20 protein-coding genes are annotated in these 21,483 nt (G+C 68.7%); 14 read left to right on the forward strand and 6 right to left on the reverse strand.

Annotated elements, in window-relative coordinates; translation table 11 throughout:
• Positions 1 to 40 precede the first annotated feature (40 nt).
• On the forward strand, positions 41 to 1,252 hold the full coding sequence (locus LFM09_RS21505) for an MFS transporter (protein ID WP_414098305.1): 1,212 nt from the start codon (positions 41 to 43) through the stop codon (positions 1,250 to 1,252).
• Between the two features lie 10 nt (positions 1,253 to 1,262).
• Entirely contained in the window at positions 1,263 to 2,492 is a 1,230-nt protein-coding gene (locus LFM09_RS21510) for an MFS transporter (protein WP_414098306.1), read from the forward strand.
• Here LFM09_RS21510 and LFM09_RS21515 read toward each other — a convergent pair.
• Positions 2,396 to 2,992, reverse strand: a complete 597-nt coding sequence (locus LFM09_RS21515; RefSeq protein ID WP_414098307.1) for a DedA family protein — start codon at positions 2,990 to 2,992, stop codon at positions 2,396 to 2,398. The two genes, LFM09_RS21510 and LFM09_RS21515, sit on opposite strands and share 97 nt — an antisense overlap.
• A 180-nt stretch (positions 2,993 to 3,172) precedes the next feature.
• Here LFM09_RS21515 and LFM09_RS21520 point away from each other — a divergent pair, with 180 nt between their 5' ends.
• The 5 genes from LFM09_RS21520 to LFM09_RS21540 all read left to right on the forward strand — a co-directional run bounded on the left by LFM09_RS21520 (position 3,173) and on the right by LFM09_RS21540 (position 7,736).
• Positions 3,173 to 3,787: an RNA-guided endonuclease InsQ/TnpB family protein gene (locus LFM09_RS21520; RefSeq protein WP_414098308.1), complete on the forward strand. Its 615-nt coding sequence runs from the start codon at positions 3,173 to 3,175 to the stop codon at positions 3,785 to 3,787.
• 23 nt (positions 3,788 to 3,810) lie between these two features.
• On the forward strand, positions 3,811 to 4,110 hold the full coding sequence (locus LFM09_RS21525) for a response regulator transcription factor (RefSeq protein WP_414098309.1): 300 nt from the start codon (positions 3,811 to 3,813) through the stop codon (positions 4,108 to 4,110).
• Positions 4,111 to 4,281: 171 nt separating this feature from the next.
• Positions 4,282 to 5,070: a hypothetical protein gene (locus tag LFM09_RS21530; protein ID WP_414098310.1), complete on the forward strand. Its 789-nt coding sequence runs from the start codon at positions 4,282 to 4,284 to the stop codon at positions 5,068 to 5,070.
• A gap of 70 nt (positions 5,071 to 5,140) precedes the next feature.
• Positions 5,141 to 6,493, forward strand: a complete 1,353-nt coding sequence (locus tag LFM09_RS21535) for a gamma-glutamyltransferase (protein ID WP_414098311.1) — start codon at positions 5,141 to 5,143, stop codon at positions 6,491 to 6,493.
• A gap of 64 nt (positions 6,494 to 6,557) precedes the next feature.
• A complete protein-coding gene (locus LFM09_RS21540; protein ID WP_414098312.1) occupies positions 6,558 to 7,736 on the forward strand; it encodes an MFS transporter in 1,179 nt (392 codons plus the stop codon).
• On the opposite strand, the gene LFM09_RS21545 is transcribed toward LFM09_RS21540, so the two are convergent.
• Positions 7,714 to 8,826 carry a hypothetical protein gene (locus LFM09_RS21545; protein ID WP_414098313.1) on the reverse strand — a complete coding sequence of 371 codons (1,113 nt, stop codon included), beginning with the start codon at positions 8,824 to 8,826 and terminating at the stop codon, positions 7,714 to 7,716. The genes LFM09_RS21540 and LFM09_RS21545 overlap by 23 nt on opposite strands.
• A 92-nt stretch (positions 8,827 to 8,918) precedes the next feature.
• Entirely contained in the window at positions 8,919 to 10,655 is a 1,737-nt protein-coding gene (locus LFM09_RS21550) for a serine/threonine-protein kinase (protein ID WP_414098314.1), read from the reverse strand.
• Between the two features lie 87 nt (positions 10,656 to 10,742).
• Between LFM09_RS21550 and LFM09_RS21555 the strand changes: the two genes are divergently transcribed.
• The gene (locus LFM09_RS21555; protein ID WP_414098315.1) at positions 10,743 to 11,495 is read left to right on the forward strand and encodes an FHA domain-containing protein; all 753 of its coding nucleotides are present in this window, start codon (positions 10,743 to 10,745) and stop codon (positions 11,493 to 11,495) included.
• Here LFM09_RS21555 and LFM09_RS21560 read toward each other — a convergent pair.
• The gene (locus LFM09_RS21560) at positions 11,425 to 12,840 is read right to left on the reverse strand and encodes a BTAD domain-containing putative transcriptional regulator (RefSeq protein WP_414098316.1); all 1,416 of its coding nucleotides are present in this window, start codon (positions 12,838 to 12,840) and stop codon (positions 11,425 to 11,427) included. The two genes, LFM09_RS21555 and LFM09_RS21560, sit on opposite strands and share 71 nt — an antisense overlap.
• A 181-nt stretch (positions 12,841 to 13,021) precedes the next feature.
• Here LFM09_RS21560 and LFM09_RS21565 point away from each other — a divergent pair, with 181 nt between their 5' ends.
• Positions 13,022 to 13,942, forward strand: a complete 921-nt coding sequence (locus LFM09_RS21565; protein ID WP_414098317.1) for a hypothetical protein — start codon at positions 13,022 to 13,024, stop codon at positions 13,940 to 13,942.
• The gene (locus LFM09_RS21570; protein WP_414098318.1) at positions 13,939 to 14,469 is read left to right on the forward strand and encodes a histidine phosphatase family protein; all 531 of its coding nucleotides are present in this window, start codon (positions 13,939 to 13,941) and stop codon (positions 14,467 to 14,469) included. The genes LFM09_RS21565 and LFM09_RS21570 overlap by 4 nt, the downstream gene beginning before the upstream one ends.
• On the opposite strand, the gene LFM09_RS21575 is transcribed toward LFM09_RS21570, so the two are convergent.
• The gene (locus LFM09_RS21575; protein ID WP_414098319.1) at positions 14,456 to 15,610 is read right to left on the reverse strand and encodes a metallophosphoesterase; all 1,155 of its coding nucleotides are present in this window, start codon (positions 15,608 to 15,610) and stop codon (positions 14,456 to 14,458) included. The genes LFM09_RS21570 and LFM09_RS21575 overlap by 14 nt on opposite strands.
• A 30-nt stretch (positions 15,611 to 15,640) precedes the next feature.
• Positions 15,641 to 18,460: a S8 family serine peptidase gene (locus LFM09_RS21580; protein ID WP_414098320.1), complete on the reverse strand. Its 2,820-nt coding sequence runs from the start codon at positions 18,458 to 18,460 to the stop codon at positions 15,641 to 15,643.
• Between the two features lie 214 nt (positions 18,461 to 18,674).
• On the opposite strand from LFM09_RS21580, the gene LFM09_RS21585 reads away from it, so the two are divergent.
• The 4 genes from LFM09_RS21585 to LFM09_RS21600 all read left to right on the forward strand — a co-directional run bounded on the left by LFM09_RS21585 (position 18,675) and on the right by LFM09_RS21600 (position 21,478).
• Complete coding sequence (locus LFM09_RS21585; RefSeq protein ID WP_414098321.1) at positions 18,675 to 19,064, forward strand: hypothetical protein; 390 nt, start codon at positions 18,675 to 18,677, stop codon at positions 19,062 to 19,064.
• A 671-nt stretch (positions 19,065 to 19,735) separates the two neighbouring features.
• Entirely contained in the window at positions 19,736 to 20,272 is a 537-nt protein-coding gene (locus LFM09_RS21590) for a YdeI/OmpD-associated family protein (RefSeq protein ID WP_414098322.1), read from the forward strand.
• 9 nt (positions 20,273 to 20,281) lie between these two features.
• Positions 20,282 to 21,019 (forward strand): DUF4253 domain-containing protein, encoded by a 738-nt coding sequence (locus LFM09_RS21595; protein WP_414098323.1) that lies wholly within the window; start codon positions 20,282 to 20,284, stop codon positions 21,017 to 21,019.
• Between the two features lie 9 nt (positions 21,020 to 21,028).
• Positions 21,029 to 21,478 (forward strand): SRPBCC family protein, encoded by a 450-nt coding sequence (locus LFM09_RS21600; RefSeq protein ID WP_414098324.1) that lies wholly within the window; start codon positions 21,029 to 21,031, stop codon positions 21,476 to 21,478.
• The last annotated feature ends 5 nt before the right edge of the window (positions 21,479 to 21,483 follow it).

The following is a 21,483-nucleotide window of genomic DNA, read 5'->3' on the forward strand; positions in this document are numbered from 1 at the left end:
TGCCCACGCGGACAACCTACGACTTCAAGGACTGTGTGACATGCCTGTCGCTCTGCTCGCCCTCGCGATCAGCGCCTTCGCCATCGGCACGACCGAGTTCGTGATCATGGGCCTGCTGCCCGAGGTGGCCAACGACCTGGGCGTTTCCATCCCCAGTGCGGGCCTGCTGATCTCCGGTTACGCGCTCGGTGTCGTCATCGGCGCGCCGTTGCTGACCGTCCTCGGTGGACGTCTGCCGCGCAAGAAGATGCTGACGGCGTTGATGGGCCTGTTCATCGCGGGCAACATGGTCTCCGCCCTCGCCGAGACGTACGGCGTGCTGATGAGCGGCCGGGTCGTCGCGGCGCTGGCGCACGGTGCGTTCTTCGGCGTCGGATCGGTCGTCGCCGCGGACCTCGTTGCGCCGCAACGCAAGGCGAGTGCTATCGCGTTGATGTTCACCGGTCTGACCGTGGCGAACGTTCTGGGCGTGCCGATGGGCACGGCGCTCGGGCAGGAACTGGGCTGGCGTTCGACGTTCTGGGCTGTCACCGCGCTCGGTGTGATCGGTCTGCTCGGCATCCTGTTCCTAGTGCCACGGCAGGAACAGCAGCCCAGCAACGTGCGCAGCGAACTGGCCGTGTTCCGCAACCCGCAGGTGTGGCTCGCACTGCTGATGACCGCTCTTGGGTTTGCGGGAGTCTTCGCGTCGTTCACCTACATCGCGCCGATGATGACCGAGGTTGCCGGCTTCTCGTCGGGAGCGGTGACGTGGCTGCTGGTGCTGTTCGGCGTGGGGCTGTTCGCGGGCAACCTGGTGGGCGGCAAGGCGGCCGACCGGTCGGTGATGAAGAGCGTGATGGTCATCCTCACGGCGCTGGTCGTGGTCATGACGGCGTTCGTGTTCACCGCGCACTCGATGCCGCTGGCCGCCATCACGATCGTGCTGTTCGGCGCGGCCGGGTTCGCGACGGTGCCGCCGCTGCAGATGCGCGTCATGCAGACCGCGAAGAACGCGCCGGCACTGGCCTCGGCGGCGAACATCGCGGCGTTCAACCTCGGCAACGCCGGTGGTGCGTGGCTCGGAGGGCTCGCCATTGAGAACGGCCTCGGCTACACGGCCCCGAACTGGATCGGTGCCCTGCTGGCGACCGGCGGCCTCGTGGTTGCGATCGTGTCCGTGCTGCTGGAGCGGCGTGTGAGCAGTCGCACTGGTCAGAAGGCTTCTGAAGCGCGTCAGAACGACCGTAAAATCGTTCCTGTCGCTAACTGATGGGGGAGCCTTGAACACGACCCGCGCCATGACCGCGCTCGCGCTCGGCGGGTTCGGCATCGGTACGACCGAGTTCGCGACGATGGGCCTGCTGCCGCAGATCGCGGAGACCTTCCGCATCCCGGACTACGAGGCCGGCCACGCCATCAGCCTCTACGCCGCCGGAGTTGTCGTCGGTGCGCCGCTGATCGCGGTGCTCGGCGCGAAGCTTCCGCGCAAGGGCATGCTGATCGGCCTGATGCTCGCGGTGGCGTTGGGCAACGGGTTGTCGGCGGCCGCCCAGGACAAGACCCTCCTGCTCCTCGCACGGTTCGTCGCCGGACTGCCGCACGGCGCGTTCTTCGGCATCGCGGCGGTCGTCGCCGCCACGCTCGTTGCTCCCGAACGGCGGGGCACAGCCGTCGCGCGCGTGATGGTTGGACTGACTGTGGCGAACCTCGTCGGCGTACCGCTGGCAACGGCGGCGGGCCAGCAGATCGGCTGGCGCACGGCGTACCTGGCGGTCTCGGTGATCGCGCTGATCACGGCGGCGGCGATCGCGGCGTGGGTGCCGCGGGTCCCGAAGGTCGAGGGCGCGTCGATGAAGGGCGAGGTCCGCGCGTTCGGTCGTCCGACGGTGTGGTTCGCGATCTTCACCGGCATGATCGGCTTCGGCGGCATGTTCGCCGTCTACTCCTACGTCGCCCCGCTGACGACCGAGGTCGCCGGGCTGCCCGCGAGCATCGTGCCGTGGATGCTCGCGGTGTTCGGGCTCGGCATGACCCTCGGTGCGACGTTCGGTGGCCGGTTCGTGGACCGCTCCGCGATGGGCTCGGTGTTCGGCGGCCTGATCGCGGTCTGCGTGATCCTGGTGCTGTTCGGGCTGACGGCGAGCATCCCGTTCTTCATGTTCGTCTTCTTGTTCTTGCTCGGGTTCGTCGTGCAGATCCTGGCGGCAGCGCTGCAGATCCGGCTCATGGACGCCTCCCCGGACGCGCCGTCGCTGGCGTCCTCGTCCAACCACTCGTCGCTCAACGTCGCGAACGGCGCGGGCGCGTGGCTGGGTGGTCTCGCCATCGCGGCGGGGTGGGGCTACACGTCCACGGCGTGGGTCGGCGTGGGGCTTTCGCTGGCAGGTCTGGCGATCGCGGTGGCGTCGGTGTTCTACGAACGGCGCGCCGCTTTGACGCGGGAGACCACGAACCAGCCGATGGCGATGGCCAGCGCCACCAGCACCACGGTCGACACCCAGCCCAGGTAGCGGTCGACCAGCTGGTAGTTCTCGCCGAGCGCGTACCCGGCGAGGATCAGCGCGGTGTTCCACACCAGGCTGCCCGCCGCGGTGTAGAGGGTGAACTTCGCGATCGGCATCCCGGACACCCCGGCCGGGATGGAGATCAGGCTCCGCACGACCGGAACCATCCGCCCGACGAACACGGCCTTGGTGCCGTGCTTGTCGAACCACTCGTCCGCCTTGTCCACATCGGACACCGTGACGAACGGCAGCTTGTCGGCGATCCGGCGCATCCGTTCCAGGCCGAGCCACGCGCCCAGCCCGTACAGCAGCAGAGCGCCGACGACGGAACCCGCGGTGGTCCACAGGATCGCGGCGATCAGCGAGATCTTGCCCTGACCGGCGGTGAACCCCGCCAGCGGCAGGATCACCTCGCTCGGCACCGGTGGGAACACGTTCTCCAGCGCGACCGCGAGGCCCGCGCCGGGGGAGCCGAGTGCCTCCATGAGCCGCGTGATCCAGTCCATGATCTGATCTACCCGTTTTGCCCCAGCCCTCAACCCTCGGGTGGAGACGGATCTCCACCCCGCTACCTGTAGTGCGGGCCAGTGCGTCGGGCTTCAGTCCGGTGGTGAAGGCCCGTGCGGAGGGGGTTGACCAGCTTCGAGATCGTGACCTTGCGGGAAGTTCAGCAGCAGCAGGTATAGGTGGCTGCGCCGAGGTTCCTGCGCCAGGCGGCACGCCGGCTGCGGCGATTGCAGAAGTCGGTCAGTCGCACGGTCAAGGGTTCGAACAACCGCAAGAAGGCCGTCATCAAGGTCGCCCGCGCGCACGCGAAGGTGGCCGACACGCGGCGGGACTGGCAGCACAAGCTGTCCACGGCGATCATCCGCGACAACCAAGCGGTGTACGTCGAGGACCTGTGCGTAGCCGGCCTGGGCCGTACGAAGCTCGCGAAGTCCGTGCACGACGCGGGCTGGGCCGGTTTCACCGGCATGCTGGAGTACAAGGCGGCCCGATACGGACGCGCCTTCGCCCGGATCGACCGGTTCACGCCCACATCACAGACCTGTTCGGAGTGCGGACGGATCGACGGGCCGAAGCCGCTGTCCGTGCGGTGGTGGACGTGCCCATGTGGCAGCGCCCATGACCGGGACATCAACGCCGCCAGGAACGTGTTGGCCGCCGGACAGGCGGACAACTCAAACGACCGTGGAGCGCAGGTAAGACCAGCACGTGTGCCGGCACCGCGCCGCGAAGCGGTAACCCGCCCGGACGCCGCGCGGCCCACGCGCAGCGTGGAGGGAATCTCCGCCCTTTAGGACGGAGAGGATGTCAAACGGTCATGACGATCGTGCTGGGCAACGCGATCCTCGACCCCGCGGTGCAGCTGCGGTTGCTGGACCTCGCGAGCCGCAAACCCGTCGAGCAACCCGGCTTCGACCTCACCGCCCGCGAACGCGAGGTGCTCGACCTGATCGGCGAGGGTCTGCGCAACGGCGAGATCGCCCGGCGGCTGTTCATCAGCGAGGCCACGGTGAAGACGCACATCAACAACCTGTTCGCCAAGGCCGGCCTGCACTCCCGCGCGGACGCGGTCCGGCTCGCGCTCGGGAACCGAACGGGAACGGGTTATGAGGAATGATCGCGATTCCAGCCGAACTAATCCGATGAATCATGTAAACGGAAGTCAAGTTGCGTGACTTTCGTTGACATCGCTGGTCGAGACCTCCTACCTTCGTCTACGTAAGGACATCGCTCCGCCGCCCGATGTGCTCCCCCTGTCGTTACGCCGCCAGGAAGGACGCGCCGAACGATGGAATCGCGCATCACCCGCAGGGCTGCACTCACCGCGGCTGCCCTGATGCTCATCACCGTGAACCCCGCGTCGGCCCTCGCCCCCGCGTGGTCACCGAACCCCGCGACCGACGGCCTCAAGGCGTTCGAGGGCATCGAGGTCGACCGCGGCAACAAGTTCCCCGAACGCAAGGGCAAGTACATCGTCGTCGAGGGCGGCACCCACTACCGGTTCAACATCTGGAAGAACGACCGCGACACCACCGGTGGCGGCGACCGTCAGCGGACCGAGTCCAAGGGCATGGTCGGCCCTGGCGGCGCCATCAAGATGAAGAACGGCGAGACGTGGGTCATCTCGTACGAGATGTACATGCCGTCATCGCTGCACGGCACGAGCAAGTTCACGCACATCTTCCAGACCAAGACGCCCAGCACCAACGGCGGCCCGTGGACGACCCTGTCCCTGAGCCGCAGCGGTAGCACCGAAACGATCCGAGCGCGCGCGTTCGCCACGTCCGGTGCGCCCGACATCGCCTCCACGAACCTGGCCCCGCTGCGCAACAAGTGGGTCACCGTCGAGTGGACGATCACGCCGGGCTCCAGCGGCACGGTCGGCTTCGTGCTGCGCAACGGCACCGGTGCGAGCGCGCCGATCGCGGTGCAGGGCAAGCGTTCCGGCGTGCGAATCCCGGACGAGGGCGACTACGTCCGGCCGAAGTGGGGCATCTACCGCTCGGTCGAGAGCGCGTCGTCGGACATCCTCGACACCTACATCAACTTCAGGAACTACACGGCGACCAAGAAGTAAGTGGTACCGGGTGGCCCGCTGATCGTGTGCAGGTCTACCGTTGATTGCCTTCTCTTCATGGAGGTCGACGGTGCGAGGCGCGATCGCGGCGGGCCACCCGCTCACCGCACAGGCGGGCGCAGCGATGCTGCGCGCCGGGGGCAACGCGGTCGACGCGGCCGTCGCGGCGATGCTGACGTCGTGCGTCACCGAGCCGCTGCTGACCGGTCTCGGCGCCGCCGGGTACATGCTCATCGCACCGGCCGGCGAAACCCCTGTGCTGCTGGACTTCTCCGCCGAGGCGCCGGGTCGCGACGCCAACGGTGACAGGGCTCCGCTCGACCCGATCACCGTCCACTTCGGCGACGCGCAGCAGGAGTTCCACGTCGGACCGTCGTCCGTCGCCGCGTTCGGCATGCCCGCCGGTGCCGCGAAAGCCGTCACCTACGGCACCGCGCCGCTGCACGAACTCGTGGCCATCGCGGCGAAACACGCCCGCGAAGGCCACCGGATCAACCGCTACCAGGCCTACGTCACCTCATTGCTGCTGCCGCTCGCCCACAGCGCGGGCCTCACCGCGTTCGAGGAAGGCGATCTCCTCGTCCAGCCCGAGGTCGCCGAGGCGCTCGAACGGCTCGGCCAGGACGGCGCCGCCCCGTTCTACACCGGCGACATCGCGGCGGAGATCGCCGACACCATCCGCGGCAACGGCGGCGACCTCACCCGCGCGGACCTCGCCGCCTACGAGGTCGTCGAACGCGAACCGCTGCACGTGCGGCACCGCGGCCGCGACATCCACACGAACCCGCCACCCGCGGCCGGCGGCGCGCTCCTCGCGCAGATGCTGGAAGCGTTGCCGGACAACCCGTCGCAGCAGGACCTCATCCGCGCGATGGCCGCCCCGAAGACGCACCTGAACCGGCTGGGCTCCACCACGCACATCTCGGTGCTCGACGCGAACGGCACGGCCTGCTCGGTCACGACGACGAACGGCGCGGGCTCGGGCATCTCGATCGCCGGCGTGCACCTGAACAACATGATGGGCGAGGAGGACCTGTCGCCCGAGGGGTTCTTCAGCCACGTGCCCGGCGACCGGCTGCCGTCGATGATGTCGCCGACCATCGTCACGAACAACAGGGGCGCGGAGCTCGTGCTCGGCAGCGCGGGTTCCAGCCGGATCTGCGGCGCGATCCTGCAGGTGCTCGTGAACGTCCTCGACCGCGGCATGCCCGCCCAGGACGCCGTCGACGCACCCCGGCTGCACCTCGGTGGAGATCATTTGCACGTCGAACCGGGAATTCGACCGGAAAGCGAACTCCCGGTGACGTATTTCCGCGCGCCGAGCATGTTCTTCGGCGGTTGCCAGGTGGTCGAGATGACCGGATCCGGCCTGCTCAGGGGTGGTGGAGATCACCGCAGGGACGGCGCTGTCGTCATCGTGTGAGATGTTGCCCGCATAATGGGAAATTTAGTTTCCTGATTGACCGGTCAACAAGCACGATGAGCGGGTGACGGCACTTCGGGAGAGACCCTCCTCTCCACTCCTTTCCCGCACCTTCCTCCAGCTTTCCGTCATCAGCGTCGTGTCTGGCGTGTCGATGGCGTTCGCGTTGCCGTTCTTCTCGCTGTTCCTCACGTCCGAGGTCAAGGTCACGCCGCTGCAGCTCGGCTTCTTCCTGATCGTCAGCCCGCTCGCGCAGGTGGTCGCCAGCACGATCATGGGCAGACTGTCCGACGGCCGGGTGCAGCGCCGGTTCATGCTCGCCGCGGGTGGTGTCGCGGGCGCGATCGGGTACGGCCTGTTCACCGTGCTGCGCGACTACTGGTTCCTGCTCGGCACCGCGGTGATCTTCGTGGCGATCACGGGATCGTTGCTGCCGCAGCTCTTCGCGTACGGCCGGCAGGTCTCCAAGGGCCCGTCGATGGTCGTCAGCGTCCTGCGCACGCTGCTCTCCGTCGCGTGGGTCGCCGGGCCGCCGGTGGCCGCGCTGCTCGTCGCGAAGACCGGCTGGGTGGGCCTCTTCGCCTCCACGGCCTTGCTCCAGCTCGGCGTCGCAGTGCTCGCCCTCACCCTGCCGGTCCCCACCGCGGTGCCGGAAGAGGAGAAGACAGAAGAAGCGGGTGGGTCCGCGCGTGGCGAGATGTACGTGGCCTCGGTCGCGTTCACGTTCCTGCAGGGCGCGATCTCTCTCGCCGTCGGCGGTCTGCCGTTGTTCATCACGACGGAACTCCACGGCACCGCCGGTGACGCCGGCCTCGCGATGGGCCTGTGCGCGGCGCTGGAGATCCCGATGATGTTGTGGTTCGGCTCCCTGGCCAACCGGATGTCGCAGCACAAGCTCGTGCTCATCGGCGCTGCGATCTCGTTGAGCTACCACGGCCTGATGGTGTTCACCGACTCCGTTTGGCAGGTGATGGCCGCGCAGCTGCTGCACGCCACCGTCATCTCGTTGATCATGGGTGTGGGCATCACCTACTTCCAGAGCCTCGACCCCGGCCGCCCCGGCCACGCCACGACGATGTTCAGCAACACCCAGATCGTCGGCGGCATGATCGCGGGAGCGCTGCTCGGCGTCTCCCAGCAGCTGGGTTTCCGCTGGGTCTACGGCTTCAGCTTCACGATGTGTGTGCTCGGGCTGGTGCTGCTGCTCGTGGCGGGCAGGCTCACTGGATCGTCGAGGCAGTGACCTTCGGCTTCTCGCCCGTGCCGAGGTAGAAGATCCCCTTGATGGTCTCGAAACCGAGGCTCGGGTTGCGGCGCAGCGTGGAGCCCTCGACCGACATCGAGCCCGACTTGTCGTTGCTGACGAAGAACACCGCGCCGCCGCCCTCGTTGGCCTGGTTGTCCTCGATCAACGAGCCGGCGATCCGCAGCGTGAACGTGTTGCCGTCGTTGTAGATCGCGCCACCGCTGCCACCACCCGGCGTGCCTGGGCGCGCCGGGTTGGCGCCCTTGCCGATGGCCTTGTTGCCCTTCATCAGGCAGTTGAGCACGACCCACGTCGCGCCGATGCTGCTGAGCGCTCCGCCGTTGGAGCACACACCACCCTCGAACGTGCTGCTCACGACGTAGATCGGCACCTTCTGGGCCCAGTCGGTGACGCGGATCGCCGCACCGCCGAGGTCGGGGCCGTTGGTGTCGCACTTGTTGTTGGCGAAACGGGAGTTCACGACCTTGAGCTGACCGCCGCGCACCATGATCGCGCCGCCGCCCCCGCCGTCGGAGGCGTCGCCGGTCGAGTTGCCGTCGGCGAGCGTGATGTTCTGGACCACCAGCCGCGGCCCGTTCTGGTCGAGCACGCGGCGCTGTCCCTGGCCGCTCAACGTGATCCGGCCGCCGCCGTCGAGGATCGTCCGCGTGCGGACCTTGGCGGTCGCGGCCAGCGGGATGGTGTGCGGCTGCGGCCCGCAGTTGAAGGTGATGACCCCGCCGGCGGCGAGCGCGTCCGTGACGGCCTGAGAGGTGCAGGAGGCGGGCGTGCCGGTGCCGATCACGCGGGTGGGCTTGGAGGTGTCCTCGCCTTTGGCCTCCGGTGGGACCGCGGCGGTGCCATTGGGGTTGCCGAACAACGCGGGAGGAGCAGGCGGAGGTTGCACGGGCTTCGACGGAGGAACGCTGCTGCTCGACGGCGGTGGCGTCGTCGTCACGACGGACACGGTCTGAGACGACGACGTCTGCGGTGACGACGGTCCTGCTACCGGGGAACCAGCGATCGTCGTGCCACAACCCGCCACGAGGGCGGCAAGCAGCACGACGGCCTGTCTACCTGAGGGCATGGCGGGCACCCTAGGCGCGGCGCCGCGCAGAGGGAAGACACAGGGGCCTATGGCTCGGGGAGCCGGGGGCGGGGTTCGTGGGGCGAGAAGGCTCAGGGCTGGGGGAGTCGGGAGGCTGCGGCGTTCGCCAGCTTGATCGCGCCGGGGCACAGCACTTCCGGATCGATGACCTTCGAGTCGGACAGGATCACGGTCAGGATCTCGACCTTCTTCGGGTCCTTCTCCCGGGCGACCCGCTGCTCGATGTCGACCGCGCAGCTGTTCGGCCAGTTGTCGTCGTCTCGTGCCTTGGTCTCGAAGTAGGCCAGCCGGCCACCGCCGACGTTGACGTGTTCGCCGTCCTTCGCCGGGTCGAGCGGCCCTTCCCTGGTGGACTGCACGACGATCTGGCGAGGGTTCGCGTCCCAGCCGCAACTGCCCAGCGGGCGTTCCGCGTAGGGATAGGGCGCCGCCTCGACGCCGAGCTGGTCCGCGACGTCAGAACGCTCCAACAGGTGACACACGTTGACGCCGCCCAGCGACGCACGAGGCCACGGCTCGCCACGCCGGGGGATCTGTCCGTCCGCCAGCACGGCGCGGGCGTTCGCGGCGGCGGCGTCGGCGATGTCGCACAGCGGGCGGGAGGGACCACCGATGTGCTCCGCCCACACGTTGACGGCGTTGCCGTCGACGAGCTTGATCCTGTTCGCGCACATCGTGTCCGTGGACTCGGTGCGCGTGACTTGGCCGAGCTCTCCCCGTTGCTCGGGAGGCTCGAACGGGGCGAACAGCTTGACCTCGTACGACACGCGGACCGCGTCGTCCTCGTCCTGGGCGCTGAACGCCATCCACGTCATGCAGCTGTCGAAGTAGTACGAGTCCAGTTCGTCGGTGGTGACCTTGTGCGCGTTGAATCGCCCGAGGACGTCGTTGCTCGCCAGCCCGCACACGTTCATCGAGTACGCGTCACCCATGGTGCCGCTGGTGGGCTGCAGGTAGAACACCGCCGCGACGGCCACGGCGGCCGCGGTGACGAGTGCCGCGCCGATGATGATCGCCTTGCGGCGCTTGGGGTTCGGGAGCTCGGCCCCCTCCAGCATCGCCCGCACGTTCTCGGTGGCCGGGCGCTCCTGCGGGTTCTGCCGCATCAGCTGCGCCAGCAGATCACCGAACGGCCCGGAGTGCCGCGCGGGCGTGATGTCGTAGGCCTTGGCACGCCGCAGCTGTTCCGAGGACCCGGCGTCCGGGGAGCCCCACGGCGAAGTGCCCTCGACGGCGGCGAAGAGAGTGGCGCCCAACGCGAAGACGTCCGACGCCGGCCGGGCCTCGTGTCCGTCCGCGACCTCCGGCGCCAGATAGGCGGCGGTGCCCGCCACGTCACCGCCACCGACGCGCGTCTGCTCGGCCCAGCGTGAGATGCCGAAGTCGCTGAGCTTCGTCACGTCGTTGTCGGCGACCAGGACGTTGCCGGGCTTCACGTCGCGATGAACCATGTTCTTCTCGTGCATGGCGGCCAGCGCGTCCGCGAGCTGCGCGCCGATCTTCGCGGCGCGCTGCGGGGTGATCGGGCCGTCCGCCTCGATGATCTCCGACAGCGACCGCGACGGCAGGTACTCCATCACCAGCCACTGCTCGGCGCCGTCGGTCACCGTGCCGTGCACCGTGATCACGTTCGGATGGCTCAGCTCGGCGCCTATGCGGGCCTCGTGCCGTGCGTCGCCCTCCCTGGGCCGCTTGAGCGCGACTGTTTCGTCGAGCTGAAGATCCGTCGCTCGCCAGACCTCGCCCATGCCACCCGAGCCGAGGTGCTCCTCGAGCCGATATCGCTCCGCGATAGTGCGCCCAACCACGAACTGGGATCTTAGGGACGGGTCCCCGGCAGATGGGTGCACACTGCGAGAAATTTGTTCGGACGAGAATGTTCCAGGGGAGCCGTGGTGTACGAGAGCCTGGCACGGCAGGTGCCGAAGACGGTGCCCGGCGGGATCGTCGCGCTGGCGGTCACGGGCCGGGTCAACAGTGCTCCGGTCGACGGCCACACGGTGGTGTTCGGCCGGAACCGGCCAGAGGTCGACATCTGCGTCGGCGAGAGCGACCTGCGCGTGTCACGCCGGCACGGCGCGTTGACGTGCCGCGACGGTGCCTGGTGGGTGAGCAACCTCGGCCGGCTGCCGATCCGGTTGCCGAAGTCGCGGTGGCTGTTCCCGGAGGAGGACGCGGTACCGCTGGCCGACGGCTACACGCCGTTGTTCATCCGCGGCACACGCGACCGCGAGCACCTGCTGGAGCTGTTCGTGGCCGGTCCCGATGGCGGCCAGCCCGCCGTCCCGCACGGTGCCGTGACGGAGCCTCCGCGCCGTTGGAGGTTGACCGACGACGAACGGCTGCTCCTCGTCGTGCTCGGACAGCGCTACCTCATGCACGAGGCGAACCCTCAGCCGTTGGCCCGCCAGCACGTCGCCGAGGTGATGGCCGAGCTCCGGCCAGAGGAGGCGTGGAGCCACAAGAAGGTCGAGCACATGGTCGCGGCGGTGCGGGCGCGGTTGTCGCGCGAGGGCGTGGCGGGGCTCGTCCGCGAAGAGGTCGGCGAGCCCGTCGGCAACGCGCTCAACGACAACCTCATGCGGGAACTTGTGCTGTCGACGACGCTGGTCCCACCAGATCTGGCGTTGATCGACGCCCTGTCCTGATCGTCACGGTCCTGAGCGCCCACCTCTCCGCGTCCCGGCAGGCGGCGGTGCGCGGGAGGTGCGGCCGCACCCGGCTCGCCACCGTTGCCAGCGCCCGCGGGTTTCCGGCGCAGAACCGGATGAGCTCCGCCGTCGCGCGCGGCTCCGACCGGACCAGGTCGGGCCCGAGCCGGGCGACCAGCAGGTCACGCGACTCGCTGTCCGACCACGGCCCGAGCCGCACGCGCGTCGCGTGATGGCTGATCGCCAAGGCGTCCATCCGATCGCGACTGGTGATCAGCACCCGGCACGTGGGGGTGCCCGGCAGCAACGGGATCACCTGCTCCGCGCACTGGGCGTTGTCCAGCACGACCACCATCCGCTTGCCCGCCAGCAGACTCCGGTACAACGCGGCGAGCGCGTGTTCATCAGTCGGCAATGGACTGTCGATCAACGTGGACACCATGCCGTGCAACGACTCGAACGAGCTGCGCAATGTGAGATCGGCGAACAGCTGTCCGTCCGGGCAGACCTGCCGATGCCCCCAGTGCAACGCCAGCGCCGTCTTGCCGAGGCCTCGCTGGCCGGTGATCACCGTGACCGGTCCGTCGCCGAGATCGACGCGCCGGTCCACGAATCCCGGCAGTGCGGCGGGCAGCTGGCGCGGCAGGATCCGGCAGGCCGGCTGCAGGATCTGCTGGAACACCGTCTGCAGCTCAGGCCCCGGCTCGGAACCGGTCTCGTCGCCCAGCACGCGGCGCGCGTCGTGGAACGCCTGCAGCGCCTCGCTCCCGCGCCCCGCCCGGTGCAACGCGCGCATCAGCAGCCCGTGCAGGCCTTCCCGCAACGGATGTGCGCGCACCAAGGCCGTGAGCTCGGGGATGGCCTCACGGTGTGCGCCGGCCCGGATCTCGTGATCGAGACAGCGTTCCAGCGCCCCTAGTCGTTCCTCGTTCAGGGCGGCGCGTTGCGCGTGCAGACCGGGTACGTCGGCGAGAGGGTCGTTGCGCCACAACGTGAGTGCCTCTCGCAAGTGTTCTGGATCGGTTGCGAGGGTCCGAAACGCCGTGAGATCAAGGCGTTCTGCAGGCGTCTCCAAAACGTAACCAGGAAGCCGGTGCATGATCCTGATTTCCGGGTCCGGCGCGAGCAGTGTGCGCAGGTGCGAGACGCAGCCCTGGACGATGTTGCGGGCGGTCGGCGGCGGCGCGGAATCCCACAGCGCGTCGATCAACTTCTCGAGCGGCACAACACGGTTGTGCTGCAACAACAACGCAGCTAACACTGTTCGCTGATGGGCACTGCTCAACGAGATCTCGCGCCCCTCGTGCCACATCACCACGGTGCCCAGCACGCCGAACCTCATGCCCCGCCTCCCCTGACTCACGGGTCAGGATTGCGGGGGCCGGTGGGGACCGGTCCCGTGACGGAACGTAGACGAAAGTGAGCACCGGCCTACACGGCGTGCGGTTAATTGAGTCCAAACGACACGTTCGTGAAAGAACCACGCGTTCGAGTGGTCCTGACGTGCTGGCACACTGCGCTCCGTGCCGACCCAGTTCCCCGACGAACCGACCGACCGCATCCGGGTTCCCGACCCGGAGTTGATGGCGGCTGCTCGCGCCAGGGGCGCCGAACGCTGGGCGAGCGCGGGCGATGCACCGGCTCCGGAGGAGAAGCCGCCGGGCCACCCCATCAGGCCGCGCGTCGCCGCGATCGCCCTCGTCGCCGCACTGCTCGCCCTCACTGGAATCGCGGTCCTGACGTTCAGCGGCGGGTCCGGCGAGAACACCACCGACGTCGCGCAGCCCTCGCACAGCTACATCCCCGGCCTCATCACGCCGCCGGAACCGTTGCCGGACGAGTCGTCGGCGGCGCCGTCGAACAGCATGAACCCGACGCTCGCGTCGTCCGCGCTCGGTCTGATCCCGCCGACGACGACTCAGCCGGTGCAGCAGCAGCCGCCGAACAACGGCAACCCACCTGGCGGTGCGAAGTCGTTCACCGCGGGCCCCGGCTGCGGCAGCTACTCCAGCGTCGGCTCGTACCGCGACGGCCAGAAGGGCTGGGTCGACCACGGCGACGGCAAGTGCGGCTCGACGTACGTGTCGATCCCGATGTCCGGCGACGCCCGCCGCGACGACACCTCCGCCTACGGCCTCTACACGTTCGCCGCGTCCGGCACGTGCGACGTGTCGGTGCACGTGCCCAACGGCAACCTCCAGGAGGTCGGGGGTAACCCGACCGTGTACTTCGTCTTCGACCGCAACGGTGTCGGCGGCACCCCGATGGCGTCGTTCGCGATCAAGCAGGTCGACAAGCGCGGTCAGTGGGTCAGCGCCGGCAAGTTCAAGGCCAGCGGAAATCTCACGGTGCAGCTCGTCAGCCGAGGTCAGGACTGGAACAGCAGCGGACCGACCTACGCCCATCACGCCGCCAGCGCCATCAAGGCAGACTGCACGGCGTGACGCGTGAACTGCATCTGGTCCGGCACGGCGAGGCGACGAAGGACGAATCGAGGTTGACCGCACGCGGCCGCAAGCAGTCCGAGCTGCTCGCGGAACGCTTGCGGGGCACGGGTTTCGCGGCGGTGCACCACGGTCCGCTACCTCGTGCCGTGGAAACCGCGTCGATCATCGCGTCGGTGTTGAAGGTGCCCTGCCGGGCTGAAGCCGCCGCGGACGACTTCGTGCCGCACTTCGTCCCTGATCACGACGAGTTCTTCGACCAGTTCCCCGAGTCCGAGCGCACGCGCGGGCCGGCTCTGGCGCACGAGGCCGAGACGCGGTTCGCCCGGCCCGGCGACGGTCCGGTGCTGGTCGTGACGCACTCGTTCCTGATCAGCTGGCTGGTGCGGGACGCGCTGGACGCGCCGCCCGAGCGGTGGCTGACGCTGAACCACGACAACGCGGCGTTGACCGTCATCCGCTACACGACGGGCAAGTCACCGGCTTTGGTGCGGTTCAACGACAGCGGGCACCTCAACTCGCTTTGAGCGTGAGCAAGGTGATCTCGCTGGGCGCGAACACGCGCATCGGCGGACCCCAGAAGCCGGCGCCGCGGCTGGTGTAGAGCTGCGTGCGGTCGCTGTGGCGGCTCAGCCCGGCGACCACCGGCTGCTGCAGCCGCACGAGATAGTGGAACGGCCAGATCTGGCCGCCGTGCGTGTGGCCGGACAGCTGCAGGTCGACGCCGGCCTCGATGGCCTTCTTGATCTCCGACGGCTGGTGTGCGAGCAGCACGACCGGTGCGGTGGAATCGGTGCCGTGCAACGCCTGGGCGAGGTCGGCGGAGTGGCCGGGCTCGCCGGAGTGGTCGGCGGTGATGTCGTCGATGCCCGCGAACACCAGGCGAGCGTCGCCGCGCTCCAGCGTCACGTGCTCGTTGTGCAGCGCCTTCCAGCCCAGGCGGGTCATCAGGTCGATCCAGCCCTGCGCGTTGGAGTAGTACTCGTGGTTGCCGGTGATGTAGAAGCGGTGCTCGGTGTTGACGTCGCCGAGCGGGGTGGCCTGTTCGAGGCGCTGCTCGGCGGTGCCGTCCGCGATGTCACCGACGTGCACGGCGACGTCGGCGTTGAGCTTGTTGACCGCGTCGACCATGCCCTTGGACCACTTCGCGCGGTTGATGGCGCCGTAGTGGGTGTCGGTGATGACCGCGACGGTCAGGCCGTCGAACGCCGGGTCGAGGCGCGGGATCGTGACGTTCTGGCGCTTGATCCGCGGCACGCGCATGGCCTCGTAGACGCCGTACGCGGTGATCGTGGCGATGAGGAGGGCCAGCATCACGGCGATCAGGCGGGAGCGGAACGGGTTCTCCACGCCGCCGACGACCAGGGCGAGCCTGACGACGTCGGTGATGAGCGTCCAGACGAACGCGATCCACACGAAGCCGAGCAGGAACTGGGAGATGCGTGCGGCCCGGTCGCTGTTCCTCTGCGTGAACAACACGATCATCGCGATCGCTGCGCCGGCGAAGATCACCGCGGCGATCGGGCGGACCGGGTCGGGCCACTCCGCGCTGGCCGCGAACAGGCCCTCGAACGGCACCCAGAACAGCAGCGTGGTGACCGTCAGGAGGACGAGCGTGAAGACCACCCGCCGTACCGTGATGCGGGGTCGGGTCGCGGTGGTCGTCATCGCTCATCCTCCTGAGTTCTCACATCCAATTTATGTCAACGCACGGATGAGGGTTTGTTCGCCCGAGTTGCCGTAGACGTCCATCACACGTGTTTTGAGCGAGACCGGGCCGGATTTCACTTTCAGCAGAAGTCCGCGGTCGCCGAGCAGCACGTACGACGCCGGTTGCCACGTCGCTCCGTCGTCGTAGGACACGTCCACGGTCAGCTTCTTGGTTCGACCGGCCGTGGGCGTCTTGTCGAGTCGGAACGGGATGTTGGTGCCGCTGCGGTCCTCGAAGCGGACTGCGGTTAGGGGGAGTGCTCCGGTGCTGTGTGCCGAGTCGAACTCCCAGGCCGTCTGGACGGTCTTGGTGGTGGCTTCCAGGCGGTAGCGGGCCTTCTCCGGCGGCACCTGGAACGTGCCGCCGTCCGCGTACTGGGTGCCGTCGACGAGCTTGCCGTTGCGGCGCAACTCGGTCCGGCCCTCCTCGGCCGCGCCGTAGTGGCCTGGTGTCGAGTCGGTCAGCAACGCCAGGTCCACCGTGATCACGTTGCCGCGGCGGTCGTGCCGGGTCGAGGTGACAGCCGGGCCGAGCGCGCCGTGGCTCCACTTCTCCTCGTACGACTGGCTGTTGGCGTAGGGACGCCAGGTCTGCGCCTGCACGACTGCCCCGTCCAGCACCTGGCCCGACCACCACTCGACGTCGCCGCTGGAGTGGTAGTAGGTCGTGTGCTTGCCGGGGAACTGGACGTTCTCCGCGGCGTCGCCCGACGGTGGGGTGGACAGCGGGTGTTCCGCGAAGACGATCCACTGACCGCTCGTGGCCGGTTTGCCGATCGTGGCCGTGACCTTGGCCAGGTCGCCGTCCTTGATGGCCGGGAAAGTCGCGGTCAGCCCGTTCTCCCTGGTGACCGCGATCGCGCACGGGCTCGTGTCTCCGCCGCAGGTCGTGCTGCCGGGGACGTTCCTGACGAAGTGGACGGCGGTGAAGATCATGCCTTCCGCGCTGCCGGGAGCCGCGTAGACCTCGTCGCCCTGGCTCGCGAACGCCGATCCGTTCACCGTGCCCAGGCTCGTGCCGATGAGGCCGGTGCCCTTGGCGCCGTTGACCGTGGCCTGGAGTCGCTGCCCCTGCCGCGCGTCGAGGGTGACCTCGGCGCCGTCCGGGCCGACCGTGACGTCCCGCGCCACGACGGTCTGCGACGGCTCCCACGGCGGCCGGCCGTCGATCGGGCTCGGCACCCACGAGTAGACCGTGTAGCGGCCCTGCGGGATCTCACCCTGCAGCGCGCGGCCGTTGCCGATGCCGCCCGCGTAGAGCTTCTTGTTGGTGTGGTTGGCCATCGCGACCATGAAGCCGTAGCCGCCGGTGCCGTTCGGCGAGCCCTTGCGGTCGATCGTCTGCACCTTGATCTTGGCGGTGGGTTCGGTCTTCTTGCTCGTGGAGATCGCTGTGCGGATGACGTTGTTGTTGTCCCGCGCGATGATCAGGCCGGCGTCGCTCTTCGTCTTGAACGTCGCGGTCGCGGAGCCCTTGGCCGGGACTTCGATGGTGGTCCGGTCGGCTTCTACGTCGTCGGGCTTGGTGATCGTGAGTTTGACCGGTTTCGCGCTGTCGTTGCGGTAGGTGATCGTGCCTTGGTCCTTCAACGTCGCCGGTTCGGCGGTGAGTTGGGTCTTCGTGGCTTTGTCGATGTTCACGACGCCGGTGCCCTGCTCGAACACGTTGGCGTTGAACGGGTCCGCGGTGTTGGTGAGCGCGGCCTTGAGGCGTGCGGGGGACCAGTCCGGGTGTTGGCCGGCCAGGATCGCCGCTGCGCCGGTGACGTGCGGGGTGGCCATCGACGTGCCGCTGGCCAGGGTGTGCCGGTCGTTGATCGGGTAGCCCATGCCGGTGTTCTGCGCTCGCGCCGCCTTGATCGCATGACCGGGAGCGCTGATCTCCGGCTTGACCGCGCCGTCGATGCGCGGGCCGCGGCTGGAGAAGTAGCTGAGCTGGCTGTCCTTCGTGACGCTCGCGACCGCCAGCGCCGCGTCCGCCGCCGCCGGGCTGCCGACCGACTCGGTGCGCCCTTCGTTGCCCGCCGCGGCAACGAAAAGCGTGTTGTACTTGGCGCTCAACGCGTTCAGCTCCTGGCTGAGGTCGTCGGTGCCGTCCGTCGCCTCGCCGCCGAGGCTCAGGTTGACCACTTTGGCGCCCTGCTCGGCCGCCCACCGCATACCCGCGATGACCGCAGACTCCTCGCAGAAGTACTGCCCGCAGACCTTGCCGATCAACAGGTCCGCGTCCGGTGCCGTACCGGGCTCCGGTCCCGAGCCCGCGATGATGCCGGCGACGTGCGTGCCGTGGCCGTGCTCGTCGGTGGCGTCGGTTTCGCTGGTGAAGTCCTTCGTGGCCTTGATGCGGCCCTTCAGGTCCGGGTGGTTCTGGTCCACGCCGGTGTCGAGGACGGCGACCTTCACACCTTTCGCGGTGAGGCCTTTCTGCCAGGCCTTCGGTGCCTTGATCTGCTGGACGCTCTCCTGGTCGAGCGGCTTGAGCAGCCGGTCGGGGGAGACCTTCTTGATGCCGGGCAGTGTCGCTGCCTGGTTCGGGGCGTGCGGGTTGATCTGCTGCCACAGGTTCTCGGTCGGGGTGGCGGACCTGAGCTGGTCGTCGGTGTACCGGATGATGACCTTGTGCGGTGGCTTGGTGACGTCGAACAGCTTCGCGTCCAGCACGCCGTTGATGACGAGCTGCTGAGCGTCGAACGGGATGACCGACACGCTCTGCCCGTCGACCTGCTTCAGGAACGGCATCCGCTCGCGTCCGGGCGCGGGTTTGATCACGACGTTAGGTGGCTTGCCCGGCAGTGTGACGACGTTCACGCGGTCACCGGTGATGAGGACGGTCCCAGTTTGCGTTGGAGAGGCAACCGCAGCCGGGACCACGAGTCCTGATATCAAGACCGCGGCCGCTGTGAGCGACCTGCTTAACGTTTTCATGCAGGTCACGCTTCCGGCGCCCGCCGTTCCGGAACAAGAGCCGGAACGGCCACAACCGTTGACCGACGTCCCGACGAGCCGACATAGGGTGGGGCCCATGATCTTCTACACCGACGAGGAGAGCCGCACGCTGCGCACCGCCGTGTACGGCGCCATGCTGCTGGTCTCCCACGCCGACCCCGGCCCAGTGCTGGAGGAACGCTTCGCCGGCCTGCGCGCGATGTCCCACCTCTCACCCGACCTCCGCACCGTCCTGGGCGGCGCCCGCCCGTCCGTGCCCGCCGGCACCGACGAGGAGATCGAGCCCGTCATCCTCGAAGCCCTGCGCCGCTCGATGAAGATCCTCGCGGCCCGCTCACCCGAGGACGCCGCGTCCTTCCCGCGCGCCGTGCTGGCGATCAGCCGCGAGGTGGCCGAGGCCGACGGCGTGGTCGTGGACTCCGAGGACGCGATGGTGGCCCGAATCGAAGGCGCCCTCGTCCTCTAGGCGCTGCTGTGGCTTTGCCGGTGGGCGCGTTGCGGGGGTGCTCGGCGTCTGGTGCGGGCGAATTCCGCGGAATGCGTTCGGCGTCCGACTCCGGCGTGTTGCGGGGGCTCAGCGTCTGGTGCTGGAGCGTTCCGCGGGAGGCGCTCAGCATCTAGACGCTGGCGCGTTGCGGGGAGGCGCTCGGCGTCTGGCTCGGGTGTGTTTCGGGGAAGCGCTCGGCGTCTGGTCCTGGTGCGTCGTACGGGATGCGGTCGGCATCTGGCCGTGGCGAGTTCCGGTGCGTTCGACGCCTGGCCCTGGCGTGGTGGGGGAGGCGCGCGGCATCCAGTCGCTGGCGCGTACCAAGGGAGCTCCTCGACGTTTGGCCCTGGCGAGTTCCGGTGCGCCCGGCGTCTGGCCCTGGCGTGCTGTGGGGAGGCGCGCGGCATCCAGTCGCTGGCGCGTTCCAAGGGAGGCCCTCGACATTTGGCCCTGGCGGGTTTCGGGCGGGCTCGGCGCCTGGCCTGGCACGTTGCGAGCACACGCCCGGCACCTGCTCCTGGCGAGTTACGGGAAGACGCACCGCATCAAGGCGCCGGCGCGGTCCGCGAGATGTGCTCACCATCCAGCCTCGGCACGTCTCCCCCGCAAAGTGCTCAGTTGATGAGCACTTTGCGGGCGATGCTGGGTTCATGAACACGTTCCTCGCCACCACCACCGACGACTGGCGTTCCTGGCTCGCGAGCAACGCCGGCAGCGAGAAGGAGGTGTGGCTGCTGATCCACCACAAGGACAGCCCGGTGAGCACGATCCGCTACGAGCAGGCGATCGAGCACGCGCTGTGCTTCGGCTGGATCGACAGCCACCACCGCAAGCAGGACCAGCACAGCTCGGCGCTGCGGTTCAGCCCGCGCAGGTCCTCCAGCGGCTGGAGCGCCAAGAACCGCGAGCGGGCCGCGCGGATGACCGCGGCCGGGCTGATGACACCTGAAGGCCAGGAGCTGATCGACCACGCCAAGGCCACCGGCCGATGGGAGATCCGCACCCCGGACGACCTCAAAGCCGCCCTCGCGGACAACCCCGCGGCAAGCCGGAACTTCGATGCGTTCGCGCCGTCCTCGCAGCGGCTCATCAGCGAGTGGGTCGTGCAGGCGCGCAAACCGGAGACCCGGCAACGAAGGATCGCCGAGACCGTCGAGCTCGCCACGATGAACATCAAATCCCGCTAACGTGCGCGCGTGAGTCTCGAAGATCGTCTCCAAGGGCTGGCACTGCCGCCCGGCCACATCGTGCACGGCGACGGTGCGTCGGCGTTGTGGGTGAGCCGCGGACCGGCCACGCCCGACCAGTGGCTGACGATCGCACGCGAGAAGCCCGGGCTGTGGCCGTTGGTGCTGGGGCAGGACGGGCCGTGGGACAGCGGTGAGCTGGTGTCCGCGGGGTCCGGTGAGCACGATCCCGCGGTTCTGCTGCCGAAGTGGTGGTACGAGTACGTCGAGGAAGACGAAGAGGACGACGTCACGGCGCCGTTCGGGCGGGACTGGCCCGGCTTCGCGCCCGCCTTGCCGATCACCGGGGATCCGGGCGGGGCGGCGTTCGCGCTGGCGGCGAGTCTGCTCGGTGGCGATCCCCGGATGCGGCTCGGGCTCGTGGCGGCGGATCGGGGTGCGGACGCGCTGGGTGAGATGGGGTGGTCCGGGCCCGCGAACTACGTCGGTGACATGGGGGAGGTCGTCGCCGTCATCCGCGACTGGGAGGTGCGGTTCGGTGCGCGGGTGGTCGGGGTGCAGGGGCACGACACGTTGCACCTCAGCGTGGCCGCGCCGCCGCAGTCGCGGGATGAGGCGTTGCTGGTGGCGGCGGAGCACTTCGCGTTGTGCCCGGACAACATCTGGTCGAACCTGGACGCGCCCACGCTGGACGCCTACGCGGACCGCCTGGTCGGGCAGGGTGCGTGGGCGTTCTGGTGGGACTAGCGTCCGGGTATGAGCGTGGAGGTGCGGCCCGAGGTCGTCGTGCGCAGGCCGCGGGGCGAGGTCGCGGCGTACATGTTCGATCCCGCCAACGATCTCGCGTGGACGGGTGGGATCACCGCCAGCCGGCCTGAGCAGCCGGGGCCGCTCGAAGCAGGGGCGACTGTTGTCCGCACGGCGAAGTTCCTGGGGCGCACGTTCGACTACGGCTATGTCGTGACGGCGCACGAACCCGGCCGGCTCGTCGAGATGAAGGTCGAGAAGCCGTTCCCGATGGTCGTGCGGTACGAGCTGGAGGACGTGCCCGAGGGGACGAAGGTGGCGATCCGGGCCACCGGGTCGCCCGGCGGGTTCTTCGCGGTGGCCGAGCCGTTGATGCGGTGGCAGGTGCGGCGCAGTATCGCCGCGGACCTCGGGCGGCTCAAGAAGAACGTCGAGGCGAGTCCACGGAGCGGACGCTAGACCGA

Source organism: Lentzea alba, assembly GCF_047445655.1.
In the GTDB taxonomy this organism is placed as follows: Bacteria; Actinomycetota; Actinomycetes; order Mycobacteriales; family Pseudonocardiaceae; genus Lentzea; species Lentzea alba_A.

Bases quoted from the DNA above. Each gene is read 5' to 3' on its own strand.
- LFM09_RS21530 (WP_414098310.1), top strand. From the start codon at position 4,282: ATGGAATCGCGCATCACCCGCAGGGCTGCACTCACCGCGGCTGCCCTG.
- LFM09_RS21600 (WP_414098324.1), top strand. From the start codon at position 21,029: ATGAGCGTGGAGGTGCGGCCCGAGGTCGTCGTGCGCAGGCCGCGGGGC.
- LFM09_RS21515 (WP_414098307.1), bottom strand. From the start codon at position 2,992: ATGGACTGGATCACGCGGCTCATGGAGGCACTCGGCTCCCCCGGCGCG.
- LFM09_RS21505 (WP_414098305.1), top strand. From the start codon at position 41: ATGCCTGTCGCTCTGCTCGCCCTCGCGATCAGCGCCTTCGCCATCGGC.
- LFM09_RS21525 (WP_414098309.1), top strand. From the start codon at position 3,811: ATGACGATCGTGCTGGGCAACGCGATCCTCGACCCCGCGGTGCAGCTG.
- LFM09_RS21575 (WP_414098319.1), bottom strand. From the start codon at position 15,610: ATGACGACCACCGCGACCCGACCCCGCATCACGGTACGGCGGGTGGTC.
- LFM09_RS21590 (WP_414098322.1), top strand. From the start codon at position 19,736: ATGAACACGTTCCTCGCCACCACCACCGACGACTGGCGTTCCTGGCTC.
- LFM09_RS21560 (WP_414098316.1), bottom strand. From the start codon at position 12,840: ATGAGGTTCGGCGTGCTGGGCACCGTGGTGATGTGGCACGAGGGGCGC.
- LFM09_RS21545 (WP_414098313.1), bottom strand. From the start codon at position 8,826: ATGCCCTCAGGTAGACAGGCCGTCGTGCTGCTTGCCGCCCTCGTGGCG.
- LFM09_RS21585 (WP_414098321.1), top strand. From the start codon at position 18,675: ATGATCTTCTACACCGACGAGGAGAGCCGCACGCTGCGCACCGCCGTG.